The 12,194-nt window shown below is 45.4% G+C and carries 13 protein-coding genes and 2 rRNA genes; 8 read left to right on the top strand and 7 right to left on the bottom strand.

Translation table 11 applies throughout. From position 1 onward, the window contains the following. Positions 1 to 10 precede the first annotated feature (10 nt). From QT973_RS18445 to sufR, 6 genes are all read right to left on the bottom strand, one after another. Complete coding sequence (locus QT973_RS18445; protein WP_333207739.1) at positions 11 to 229, bottom strand: DUF2283 domain-containing protein; 219 nt, start codon at positions 227 to 229, stop codon at positions 11 to 13. 155 nt (positions 230 to 384) lie between these two features. Further along, positions 385 to 501: ribosomal RNA gene (rrf, locus tag QT973_RS18440) — 5S ribosomal RNA — on the bottom strand. Between the two features lie 238 nt (positions 502 to 739). Then, the gene (locus QT973_RS18435) at positions 740 to 862 is read right to left on the bottom strand and encodes a hypothetical protein (RefSeq protein WP_333270744.1); all 123 of its coding nucleotides are present in this window, start codon (positions 860 to 862) and stop codon (positions 740 to 742) included. A gap of 216 nt (positions 863 to 1,078) precedes the next feature. After that, positions 1,079 to 1,195: ribosomal RNA gene (gene rrf, locus QT973_RS18430) — 5S ribosomal RNA — on the bottom strand. Positions 1,196 to 1,403: 208 nt separating this feature from the next. Next, a complete protein-coding gene (locus QT973_RS18425) occupies positions 1,404 to 1,811 on the bottom strand; it encodes a hypothetical protein (RefSeq protein WP_333207740.1) in 408 nt (135 codons plus the stop codon). Positions 1,812 to 1,918: 107 nt separating this feature from the next. After that, complete coding sequence (gene sufR / locus QT973_RS18420) at positions 1,919 to 2,626, bottom strand: iron-sulfur cluster biosynthesis transcriptional regulator SufR (protein ID WP_333207741.1); 708 nt, start codon at positions 2,624 to 2,626, stop codon at positions 1,919 to 1,921. A gap of 188 nt (positions 2,627 to 2,814) precedes the next feature. Here sufR and sufB point away from each other — a divergent pair, with 188 nt between their 5' ends. The 5 genes from sufB (at position 2,815) to QT973_RS18395 (ending at position 8,867) form a co-directional block, all read left to right on the top strand. Continuing rightward, positions 2,815 to 4,257, top strand: a complete 1,443-nt coding sequence (gene sufB / locus QT973_RS18415) for a Fe-S cluster assembly protein SufB (protein ID WP_333207742.1) — start codon at positions 2,815 to 2,817, stop codon at positions 4,255 to 4,257. 282 nt (positions 4,258 to 4,539) lie between these two features. After that, positions 4,540 to 5,331 carry a Fe-S cluster assembly ATPase SufC gene (gene sufC, locus QT973_RS18410; RefSeq protein ID WP_333051994.1) on the top strand — a complete coding sequence of 264 codons (792 nt, stop codon included), beginning with the start codon at positions 4,540 to 4,542 and terminating at the stop codon, positions 5,329 to 5,331. Next, entirely contained in the window at positions 5,328 to 6,671 is a 1,344-nt protein-coding gene (gene sufD / locus QT973_RS18405) for a Fe-S cluster assembly protein SufD (RefSeq protein ID WP_333391883.1), read from the top strand. The genes sufC and sufD overlap by 4 nt, the downstream gene beginning before the upstream one ends. 166 nt (positions 6,672 to 6,837) lie before the next feature. Further along, the gene (locus tag QT973_RS18400) at positions 6,838 to 8,100 is read left to right on the top strand and encodes a SufS family cysteine desulfurase (protein ID WP_333052000.1); all 1,263 of its coding nucleotides are present in this window, start codon (positions 6,838 to 6,840) and stop codon (positions 8,098 to 8,100) included. 134 nt (positions 8,101 to 8,234) lie between these two features. Continuing rightward, positions 8,235 to 8,867: a Uma2 family endonuclease gene (locus QT973_RS18395; protein ID WP_333052003.1), complete on the top strand. Its 633-nt coding sequence runs from the start codon at positions 8,235 to 8,237 to the stop codon at positions 8,865 to 8,867. Positions 8,868 to 8,964: 97 nt separating this feature from the next. On the opposite strand, the gene QT973_RS18390 is transcribed toward QT973_RS18395, so the two are convergent. Continuing rightward, positions 8,965 to 9,789, bottom strand: coding sequence for an NAD-dependent epimerase/dehydratase family protein (locus QT973_RS18390; RefSeq protein ID WP_333373875.1), 825 nt, complete (start codon positions 9,787 to 9,789; stop codon positions 8,965 to 8,967). 79 nt (positions 9,790 to 9,868) lie between these two features. Between QT973_RS18390 and QT973_RS18385 the strand changes: the two genes are divergently transcribed. The 3 genes from QT973_RS18385 to QT973_RS18375 all read left to right on the top strand — a co-directional run bounded on the left by QT973_RS18385 (position 9,869) and on the right by QT973_RS18375 (position 12,103). After that, entirely contained in the window at positions 9,869 to 10,318 is a 450-nt protein-coding gene (locus tag QT973_RS18385; protein WP_333052007.1) for a hypothetical protein, read from the top strand. An 83-nt stretch (positions 10,319 to 10,401) separates the two neighbouring features. Further along, positions 10,402 to 11,589: an RNA-guided endonuclease TnpB family protein gene (locus tag QT973_RS18380; protein WP_333052010.1), complete on the top strand. Its 1,188-nt coding sequence runs from the start codon at positions 10,402 to 10,404 to the stop codon at positions 11,587 to 11,589. A 49-nt stretch (positions 11,590 to 11,638) separates the two neighbouring features. Further along, positions 11,639 to 12,103, top strand: a complete 465-nt coding sequence (locus tag QT973_RS18375; protein WP_333052012.1) for a YkvA family protein — start codon at positions 11,639 to 11,641, stop codon at positions 12,101 to 12,103. Positions 12,104 to 12,194 lie beyond the last annotated feature (91 nt).

Raw genomic sequence — 12,194 nt, 5'->3', positions numbered from 1 at the left:
ATTTCCCTATTTAAGCTACAGTAAAAGCTATATTTTCTAGCACTACATTAGGTACATTTCCACTACCTAAAACCTGTGTAGCATCTAAAACTTCTATCCCTACCAATAACTCATTTTCCCCAATATTTAAAGCAATTTCGTCAGTTAACTCTAAAGTGCGACACTGATGCTTACCTTCTACAAGTCTAATATAGAGAGCATCAATTTCGGAATCATAACTAATCTTCATAAATTTTTACCTCTTATTATTCAGTCCGCGTCGGCCGACTTCGTTTGTTTAGTAGCGGTTTCAACCGCCAAGCCATAAAGAGAATGACTAATAACTCACCAAAAAACTAAAGCCCTTTTCCGTTGTTGCGGGAAAAGAGCTTTAATTTATTATTAACCTGGCACTGAGCTATTTTACCGGGCAGTGACCCGCCGAGTATCTTCGCCATAGCAACGTTTAACAACCGAGTTCGGGATGGATCGGAGTGGTTCCATTACATCATAAGCACCAGGAAAGCTTTGAAAACTTTTAATCCTGTGTCTGCATTAAGCTTGATGCGCTGCATCTCTTTCGCTCGACTTAATTACTGTATCAAGTTTTCCCCGGTCTGTCAACCCCAAAGTCAAAACTTTTTTTCGATCGCCCTGGACGCATGGGAGTCTAGAAACCGGGTTTTTCACGAGAAGACGCTTTAGATCCCACAGATTCGGTAAAAAACCCGGTTTCTGTGGTCTCCGCGCGTCAGGCAGATCACAAATCCAAAAAAGCCGCCTCGGTTCCCTGTTCTCTGGGAATCTTGCCGTCCTTCTCAAACCACGCCACAACCTGCTTAACTGTTAATTGTTCGATCGCCCCTCTCGGCTTCTGTCGCAATTTGCCTCAAAAGCCGCAAAGACGCCACCACCCTATTCGTAAAAAAGTTTTCAAAACTCGCATCAAGCTCGATCGACCACAAATCTGCTGCTGACCCAGAATATTGAGATTTCTACAAAGGGCCCAAGACCAGCTTTTGTGTAGATGCCTAATAACTCACCAAAAAACTAAAGCCCTTTTCCGTTGTTGCGGGAAAAGAGCTTTAATTTATTATTAACCTGGCACTGAGCTATTTTACCGGGCAGTGACCCGCCGAGTATCTTCGCCATAGCAACGTTTAACAACCGAGTTCGGGATGGATCGGAGTGGTTCCATTACATCATAAGCACCAGGAAAGCTTTGAAAACTTTTAATCCTGTGTCTGCGTTTAGCTTAATGCTAAGCTTGATGCGCTGCATCTCTTTCGCTCGACTTAATTACCTTATCAAGTTTTCCCCTGTCTGTCAACCCCTTTGTCAAAAGTTTTTTTCGATCGTCCGAAACCGCTGGAACGATCGGGGTTTGAGGCCTGGTTTGGGGGTGGGGCCGATCGACCTTTAACTCACAAATCCAAAAAAGCCGCCTCGGTTCCCTGTTCTCTGCGAATCTTCCCGTCCTTCACAAACCACGCCACGACCTGCTTAACTGTTAATTGTTCGATCGCGCTTTCAGATTCTGTCGCAATTTGCCTCAACGGCCGCAAAGACGCAATTACCAAATTCGTAAAAAAGTTTTCAAAACTCGCATCAAGTTCGATCGACCCTTTAATACTCTCATCATTCTTAATCCAATCCATCACCTGCCCATTAGTCACCTCAGCCACCGGCTTCCCAGTCTCCCCAGCAATTTGCTTGAGCACCCTCAAAGCATAAATTGCCAGCCGCGCCGAAAACTTTTCCTTCGACGACAGCAGCGCCATATCAACTTCGGCGCACTCTTCCGGCTTTAAAAAATCTGCTAGCGGTTCCATATATTAAAAATTGGTAATTGCTAATCGGTAATCGGTAATTGGTAATCCCTGACATCCGTGACATCCGTTACACTCATCCGTTGTCGAACTTCCATGCGTGACATCCCTTAAATCCCGTACATTGCCTGTTGCCGAACTTCTTCCTTCCTTCTGGCAATCAAATAACCGCAGCGGTGTTCCCCATCAATAATCCAGTGAGTCCGCTCCACAATACAATCCGGCAAAACCGCCGCAAACATTTCCAACTCATTGCCACACACACTCGGAAAAGTTTCCGCAACATTAGAAATCGCGCAGTTGTGTTCCATCAACACAAATCGATCGCCCAAACCAGCGCGATCGCCGATCCCAACCTCTACAGATTCTACAGGATAACACTCAGCCATATAACCTTCAGCCCTGCGAAGTTCCATTAGCTTAGTCACCCTCTCTTGCAGCGAACCCGCACCCACCAGCCGCCGATACTCCGTCGCCTTGCGCTGCCACTGTTTTTGCAAGATAGTAATCACTTGCTCGCGGCCGACGGTTTCCGCCAACGTATCCAGAAAAGAGACTGCAAAATCACCGTAACGATTCGGGAATCGATCGCGCCCCTGACTGGTAAGCTCATAAATGTGCTGCGGCCGCCCCATACCAGCCTGAACCGACTGATACTGAATCAGCCCCTCCGCTTCCAAATCCTTCAAGTGACGGCGAATCGCCTGCGGACTGATATCCAAAGACTCCGCCAACTCAAGAGCCGTCCCCTGCCCCCCCTTGAGCAAATATTGCAGGATGTCTTGTTTCGTGGAAGTCTGCTGAGTAGTCTCCATCATCTTCACAAAAAATTATTAATTTGACTTTGACAATATCACTATTGTTAATGTAGCTTAAAATATAGTAAAGCAACAAATCTGTTGTTTAACTTCCCAGAGCAGTCCAGCAGAACTCGCTCAAGCCCAGACAGGCATTGCCCCGTCTGCCATCCAGAGAGCATTATCTAGAACACTGAACACGCAAAATAATGAGTTCTACCACAGTCAAAACCTTAGTCAACCAGCCGTATAAATACGGTTTCGTCACCGACATCGAGTCAGACACCATCCCCCGCGGCTTGAGCGAAGATGTAGTCCGCCTGATTTCCGCCAAGAAAAACGAACCGGAATTCATGCTGCAATTCCGCCTCAAAGCATACCGGAAGTGGCTGACAATGACCGAGCCCACCTGGCCCCACGTCAACTATCCCGCGATCGACTACCAACAAATTATCTACTATTCCGCCCCCAAACAAAAGCCCAAAAAGCTCAACAGTTTGGACGAAGTAGACCCGACACTCCTAGAAACCTTCGAGAAACTCGGCATTCCCCTCTCCGAACAAAAACGGCTGGGAAATGTCGCCGTCGATGCCGTTTTCGACAGCGTTTCAATTGCCACAACATTTAGAGAAAAGTTAGCCAAAGATGGCGTTATTTTCTGTTCCATCTCAGAAGCCGTCAAAGATTATCCCGAATTAATAGAAAAATATCTCGGCAGCGTCGTACCAGTCGGCGACAACTTTTTCGCAGCCCTCAACTCCGCCGTATTCAGCGACGGTTCCTTTGTTTACATTCCCAAAGGCGTCAAATGCCCAATGGAATTGTCAACCTATTTCCGCATCAACAACGGAGATTCCGGCCAGTTCGAGCGCACCCTAATTGTTGCAGAAGAAAACAGTTCTGTGTCTTACCTAGAAGGCTGCACCGCGCCGATGTTTGACACCAATCAACTGCACGCCGCCGTAGTCGAATTGGTAACAATGGACAATGCCGATATCAAATACTCCACAGTGCAAAACTGGTACGCTGGCGATGCCAACGGCAAAGGCGGCATTTACAACTTCGTGACGAAACGGGGTTTGTGTCAAGGAGTCAATTCTAAGATTTCTTGGACACAAGTAGAAACCGGTTCAGCGATTACTTGGAAATATCCCAGTTGCGTGTTAGTCGGCGACAACTCGGTGGGCGAATTCTACTCAGTAGCGCTGACAAATAACAAGCAGCAAGCTGACACCGGCACCAAAATGATCCACGTGGGAAAAAACACTCGCAGCACGATTATTTCTAAGGGAATTTCTGCCGGAAATTCATCCAACAGCTATCGCGGCTTAGTGAAAATGGGGCCTAACTCTAAAGGCTCTCGCAATTACTCTCAGTGCGATTCCATGCTGATTGGCGACAACGCTCAAGCGAATACTTTCCCTTATATTCAAGTGCAGAACCACACTGCTAAAGTCGAACACGAAGCTTCTACTTCTAAGATTGGGGAAGAGCAATTGTTCTTCTTCGCACAGCGGGGAATTTCCGCAGAAAATGCTATTTCGATGATGATTAGCGGTTTCTGTAAAGATGTTTTCAATCAGTTACCGATGGAATTTGCGGCGGAAGCTGATAAGCTGTTGAGTCTGAAACTCGAAGGAAGTGTCGGATAATTTTCGCGGCCGATAAACCCTTCCAGGCCGAGTCCATCGGTGACAACTTAAGCTCCCCGTCCGCCAGGGAATGAATTCCCTGGCTAATAGCTAAAGTCCTCTAAAGAGGACTAATGAGTTTAAAAGTTTTCTTCTCAGTCCTCATAGCGAGGACTTTAGCTTTGAGACAGGGAATTCATTCCCTGGCGGACTATCGGTTTAACGTTAAATTGTCACCAATGGGTACAGCCTAGGAACGAGAAAAAAAACTGTAAAGTGCATTGAGGAAAAGGACAAAAATAGATGATTGTAGAAAATAGTCAAGTGGTGCTATCCGTCCGCGATTTAACTGCGAATGTGGAAGATACCCAAATCCTTAAGGGTTTAAATCTGGAAATTAAATCGGGTGAAATTCACGCGATTATGGGCCCGAACGGTTCGGGGAAAAGCACTTTATCCAAGATATTAGCGGGTCATCCTGCTTATACGGTAACGGGCGGAGAAGTTACTTTTCTGGGTCAAAATTTGCTGGAATTAGCGCCGGAAGAACGCTCTTTAGCTGGCGTGTTCTTAGCTTTCCAATATCCTTTAGAAATTCCCGGCGTTAGCAATCTGGATTTCTTGCGCGTGGCTTACAATGCTCACCGCAAACATCGCGGCTTGGAAGAATTGGATGCTTTTGATTTCCAAGATTTAATCGAGGACAAGCTGGATATTGTCAAGATGAATGATTCTTTTTTAGGCCGCAGCGTAAATGAGGGTTTTTCCGGTGGCGAGAAAAAGCGGAATGAAATTTTGCAAATGGCGCTGTTGGAACCGAAGTTAGCTATTTTGGATGAGACTGATTCGGGTTTGGATATCGATGCTCTCAAGATTGTCGCCGGCGGTGTGAATCAGTTGTCAACTGCTGAGAATTCGATGTTGGTGATTACTCACTATCAGCGGTTGCTGAATTACATTATTCCTGATTTTATTCACGTCATGGAAGCCGGTAGAATTATCTTGACTGGCCCGAAAGAGTTGGCGCTCGAATTGGAAGAGCGCGGTTATGACTGGGTTGTGGAAGAGGAAGCAGCAGGAGTGGGCGCGCGATGATGAATACGCAAGTTGCTAGTAGGGAAATGTTTTTGACTGATTTGGTGAATCAGTGCGGCAAGTTGGGCGCAGCTAATAAGGAAAGTTCTGCTTACGGGTTGCAGGATTTGCGGGATGCGGCGACTGAATACGTGCTTTCTTCGACTTTTCCGACGGTGAAGGATGAAGAATGGCGCTTTACTGATTTGTCGTCGGTGTTGCAAATTCCTTTTCATATACCCCAGAGCAATCAGTCAAAAGTTAAGCTGGCTGATATCATTATGCCAGTGAAAAACAAGGCAGATTTACCATTAAGATTGGTGTTTGTCAACGGGTTTTATGCGCCGGATTTGTCAACGGTGGAGTCGTCGGTTTTTCCGAATTTGCCGATCGACTTTTACGCAGGTAATCTATCCAATGTACCCGAAAAATATCAAGGGCGCATCAGCGATGTTTTGAGCAAGCACAGACAGCAAACCGAGGTTTTTACCGCGCTGAATACTGCGGGTTTGGCGGATTCTGCGGTGGTGTTCGTGCCGGCCAATATGTCGATCGAACTTCCGATTCACTTGCTGTTCCTGACAGCGCCCGGTGCATCTGGCACGATGTCCCAGCCGCACTGCTTGGTCATAGCTGAGCCTGGAAGCAATGTCACGCTAGTTGAGGATTACGCAACTATCGGTAATGTACCAGCGTTTACTAATGCTGTAACGGATGTTATTGTCGGCGAAAACGCCACTGTGAATCACGTTCGGCTGCAGCGGGAAGGTGGAGAAGTTGTTCATATCGGCAAAAGTGCGATCGAACAATCTCGTAATAGCCGTTACACTTGTCATGCTATCAGTTTGGGAGGCAAAATATCGCGGCACAATTTAGAAGTATTTCAGCGCGGCGAAGCCACTGAAACAACTCTAAATGGTTTAACTGTAGCCTTTGGCGAACAGTTATCAGACACTCACAGTTTAATCGATTTCAATCACCCCCACGGTACAAGCCGCCAATTGCACAAGTGCATTATCGGTAACAAAGCTCGCGCTGTATTTAACGGCAAAGTTTTCGTTCGCAAAGCGGCACAATTGACAGATGCCGGACAATTGAGCCGGAATTTGTTGTTGTCGCCGAGAGCTCGCGTAGACACCAAACCGCAGTTGGAAATTGTCGCCGACAACGTTAAATGTTCCCACGGTGCAACTGTCAGTCAATTAGAAGATGATGAACTTTTCTACTTGCAAAGTCGCGGTTTGGATTTAGAAAGAAGTCGCTATTTGCTAATCGATGCTTTTGCGGCGGAAATGCTCAATCAATTACCGATTCTTGGGGTGGCGAAAATGCTTTCTACCTGCGTGGCCGTCCAAGGATAACTCATAAATATGAGGACACAGAGGACACAGCAGTGCTGTGTCCCTACAACATCTTGCACCATTTTTAACAGCCTGTAGGGGCGGGTTTCACGAATAATAATTGCCTCAAACCAACAATCTCGTAAACCCGCCCCCACCCAACGACAAATCACTAACTTCAAAAAATATGACACTTATTCAAGAAAAAACACTTGCCTCAAAAGTTCGCGGCGACTTCCCAATTTTGAATGAAAAAGTTAACGGTAAACCGCTAGTTTATTTAGACAATGCAGCTACTTCTCAAAAACCCCTAGCTGTGCTCAACGCTTGGCGTGATTACTACGGACAATACAATGCAAACGTCCACCGGGGTGCTCACACTCTCAGCGCCAAAGCGACTGATGCTTACGAAGGTGCTAGAGACAAAGTTGCGGCGTTTGTAAATGCGGCGTCGCGGCAAGAAATTGTTTACACTCGCAACGCTACCGAAGCGATTAATTTGGTCGCTTATTCTTGGGGTTTGAGCAATCTGCAAGCCGGAGATGAAATTATCCTGTCGGTGATGGAACACCACAGCAATCTCGTTCCCTGGCAAATGATGGCTCAAAGAACCGGTGCGGTGCTGAAGTTTGTCGAGTTAACGGAAACTAACGAGTTTGATTTGGAACAGTTTAAAACCCTGATTTCCCATAAAACTAAATTGGTGTCAACCGTTCACGTTTCTAATACTTTGGGCTGCATCAGTCCAGTCAAAGAAATCTGCAAAATTGCCCACAGTTTCGGCGCAAGAGTTTTAATTGATGCTTGCCAAAGCGTGCCGCACATGATAGTAGATGTGCAAGCAATAGATTGCGATTGGCTGGTTGCTTCAGGTCACAAAATGTGCGCTCCGACTGGCATCGGTTTTCTCTACGGTAAGCTGGACTTGCTGAGAGAAATGCCTCCGTTTTTCGGCGGCGGTGAGATGATTGCTGACGTGTTTCTCGATTACTCCACCTATGCCGATTTGCCGCACAAATTTGAGGCCGGCACGCCTGCAATCGGAGAGGCGATCGCCCTCGGTGCAGCAATCGATTATCTTAGTAACATTGGCATGGATAAGATTCACGCTTGCGAAGCAGAATTGAATGCTTATATGTTCCAACAATTGCGGCAAATTCCCGAAATCAAAATTTACGGGCCACAACCAGACAGCAACGGTGAAGGTAGGGCTGCATTAGCGGCATTTACAGCCGGAGAAATTCACCCTCAAGACTTGTCTACCATGTTAGATCAGGAGGGAGTCGCGATTCGTTCCGGGCATCACTGCACGCAAGCTTTGCACCGCTATTTGAACGTTTCATCTACGGCGCGGGCGAGTTTGTATTTTTACAATACTCGCGAGGAGATTGATGTGTTTGTGAAAGCGTTGAAAGAGACGATCGACTTTTTTGGTGGGATTATGGGGTAAGTTAATTAGTGATTGAAATGGCTTTTTTTTGAACCGCAGATGTCGGCGGTTCAAAAAAACAACCCCCTTTTTCATAGTATCTGGGCCTGTGGTAAAATAAAACTAGAGTTTTCTCAGCTCAAGGAGATTTTGAGATGATTGCTACTACTTCAAGTTTAGCCGAACAGAGAACACTGCTAGAAAACATTAGCTGGTCAACCTTTGAAACGTTGCTCAAAGAAATAGGCGATCGCCGAGGTTATCGCATAGCTTATGATAACGGGATGTTGGAAATTATGAGTCCTTTATACGAACATGAAAATCCCAAGATTCAGTCCGATCGCTTCATTTTCATTTTAGCAGAAGAACTCGGCATTGAAATCAAAAGTGCTGGCTCAATGACTCTCAAGCAAGAACAGGCTAAAAAGGGTATAGAACCTGACAATTGTTATTATATTCAAAGTGAACCAGCAGTCAGAGGCAGGCAAGAACTAGACTTAGAAACTGCCCCACCGCCCGACTTGGCAATTGAAATAGATATTACCAGCAGTTCAATTAATAAGTCAGGAATTTACTCGGCACTTGGCGTACCCGAACTCTGGAGATATAACGGGCGAGTTTTAAAATTTTATCAGTTAGCTTCCGAGGAGTATGTTGAATGCAATTTCAGTATTGCTTTTCCCTTTTTATCATCAACAGAAATGAGTAGGTTTTTTGAGCAGACTAAAACAATGGGAGAAATTGCATTACTGAAATCATTTAGAATTTGGGTTAGGGAAAAAATCTAAAGCGGTGAATATCGCCCTTTCGTCCATCCGCGTTCATTGTGGCACGGGCGTCCCGCCTGTGAAAAAGATGCGGTTTAACAAAAGAGCGATCGCCCAACTAAAACTCCCTAATTTCAGGATAAACAAACTGATAACCCGCCGCCTTAATCTTTTGATTCGACACGCTAGCATTATAAGGCCGCACGCTAGGACTTCCATCCCAAGAAACTTTAGGCAAATTATTAGCTTCAAAAATGCGATCGAGCAATTCACCACTCGATAGCGACACATCCCCGACTAAATTGTAAATTCCCTGCAATTGATTTTCCAAAGCAAAAGTTAACCCCCCAACAATATCATCTCGATGCACCCAATTAGTAGCATCTTCCCCCCTACCGGGACGAGTGCTCCCAGCCCAGCCTCTAAAGATTTTAACTAATTCTCGCCCAGGCCCATAAATTCCTCCCAAACGGAGAATGCAGACTTGAAGATTGGGACTAGATGCTGCTAATAAAACCTGTTCTGTTTCTGCGAGAATTTCACCGTTTGGATTAGCAGGCGCGACGGGGGATTCTTCATTTACCAATTCACCTTGGCGATCGCCATACACAGAATAAGTACCCGTATAAATAACCTGCTTGACTGTCGGTATCTGCTGTAAAACCGCTACTAAAGTTGTCGCCGTATCTAAATAACTTTCCCGATAAGCATGAGGATTTGGAGCACCTACGCACAGCATAACAGCATCTTGTTCTTGCAGTACAGCCCTCATTGCATCTTTGTCATTTCCTTTGAGCACGGCTACCCGCTGCGCGACACCCTCCAACTCAACTACTCGCGTCGCCGTGGTAGTTGTCGCCGTCACGGTACAATCAGATTTGCCACGTAAATGTTTGGCTGTCGCAGTACCCACATAGCCGCAGCCGACGATCGCAACTTTCATAAAAAATCCTCCATTGTTTCATGCTGTCTAAAATTATTGCCGGTTTCTGAAATCATGGCGCGCTGAGTTTTGTGGTAAAATGCAAAGCATCGTTATCAATCGGAGTAGCATCATGTCCGAGAGAGATATTTTTGCCACCTCCTCAGAAAGCGAACTTTTAGCTTTTTATGGTTCTTTGTTTGCGATCGCAGCCGCCGACGGTTCCATTGATATTGACGAACTAGATTTGTTGTTTAAAACCATAAATTTAGACAAATTTTCTGACTCTGCAAAGACTCAAATCCAATCCTACACAGCCAGTCCCCCATCACTGGGCGACTGTTTGCAAACACTCAGCCATTCACAACAACCGCTGCGTTTGGGAGTCATGTATTTTTTAATTAACATTGCTGGCGCAAATAAGACGCTGCATCCTGCAGAAAGCGAGGCGATCCAATCAGCCAAAAAACTGCTAGCGGTTTCCGACTTGCAAATCCAAGCCATGCAGGAATTCATCAAGGAAAATGGGTCTGAAACCCCGTCCTTGTAGGACGGCTTTACATAGATATTTGTTAAGACGTACTATTTCACATAAGACGTGCTATTATGTAAAGCAGCACATTTAAGGTAAATATGACATTAAAAGCCTTCAGCTACCGATTCTACCCAACGCCAGAACAAGAAAGTTTGTTGCGACGTACTTTGGGTTGCGCCCGTTTAGTCTACAACCGTGCTTTAGCAGTAAGAACTGAAGCTTGGTACACAGAACAGAAACGGGTAGGGTATGCTGAGACTTCTTCAATGTTAACCGAATGGAAGAAAACTGAAGAACTAGATTTTCTTAACGAAGTTAGCTGCGTGCCATTGCAACAATGCTTGAGACATTTACAAGCGGCTTATACCAACTTTTTTGATGGACGGGCAAAATATCCTAACTTCAAAAAGAAACGCAATGGTGGTAGTGCAGAATTCACTAAGTCAGCGTTCAAATTTAGGGATGCACAAGTCTACCTAGCAAAAAGCACCCAAGCATTGCCAATTCGCTGGAGCCGGACATTACCTAATGGTGCGACACCATCAACTATTACAGTAAAGCTTGCACCATCAGGCAGGTGGTCAGTTTCTCTGCTGGTAGATGTTGAAATTGAAAAGTTACCCAAAACAGGTGATCAAGTCGGTATTGACTTGGGAATTACAAGCTTGCTTGCTTTAAGCACTGGTGAAAAGATTGCCAATCCCAAAGGATTTAAGACAAAGTATCGCAAGCTCAGAAGAGCGCAGAAAGCTTTAATCCGTAAGCAAAAGGGATCAAATAACCGTTACAAAGCACGGCTCAAAGTAGCGAAAGTGCATCAACAAATTACTGATGCAAGAAAAGACTATCTTCACAAGTTAACGACGCGGTTGGTGCGTGAAAACCAAACCATCGCCGTAGAAGACTTAGCTGTGAAGAATATGATTAAAAACCCCAAACTTGCCGCTTCTATAAGTGATGCAAGTTGGGGCGAATTGGTCAGACAACTTGACTACAAGTGTGATTGGTATGGTCGCACTTTAGTTAAGATTGACCGCTGGTTTCCGAGTTCTAAACGATGTGGAAATTGCGGACACATCGTTGACAAGTTGCCGTTGAATATTCGGGAATGGGATTGTCCTAGTTGTGGGACGCACCATGATCGTGATATCAATGCGGCGAAGAACATTTTGGCGGCAGGGCTTGCCGTTTCAGTCTGTGGAGCGACTGTAAGACCCCAACAGAGTAAATCTGTTAAGGCTGGTGCGAAACTCCCTAGGGGACAGAAGCAGAAACCTAAGTCGTGAGTCTTAGGAATCCTCGCCCTTATAGGGCGGGGTGGATGTCAACGCAGACATGAAACAAATACGGGAGGCCGCGCCCAATAAAAATCAGGTTTCAGCATCTTTCAATTCTGCTGTTTACCAGCTTAAAACTAAGGGCATTCCTCTCGATGTGATCGACCGAAGAGAAACCACAACACACCTCAGCAACCCCCAAATTAACTATTCAGATGAAAGTTTTTGGGCTAAACTTAAAAACTTTGCTTTAACCGCAGGAAGAGAAGTAGTTGAAAAAGCTTTGATTCTCTACTATACGGCTCAAAACCCAAACGTGCCTGCTTGGGCAAAAGGAGTTGTAGTTGGAGCTTTGACCTATTTTATATCTCCTGTCGATGCGATTCCCGATATATTAGTCGGCATCGGATTTACCGATGATTTAGGAGTATTGCTGGCGGCAATAGCTACTGTTTCAGTATACATTAATGCTGATACTAAAGAACAAGCAAAACAAAAAATGAAAGATTGGTTTGGCAAATAATATTAGAAGTCAGTAGTCAGTAGTCAGTAGTCAGTAGTCAGTAGTCAGTAGTCAGTAGTCAGTAGTCAGTAGTCAGTAGTCAGTAGTCAGT

The sequence above is a fragment of the Microcoleus sp. Z1_A1 genome, assembly GCF_036700305.1.
In the GTDB taxonomy this organism is placed as follows: domain Bacteria; phylum Cyanobacteriota; class Cyanobacteriia; order Cyanobacteriales; family Microcoleaceae; genus Microcoleus.
This window is presented reverse-complemented; position numbering and strand designations above follow the sequence as displayed.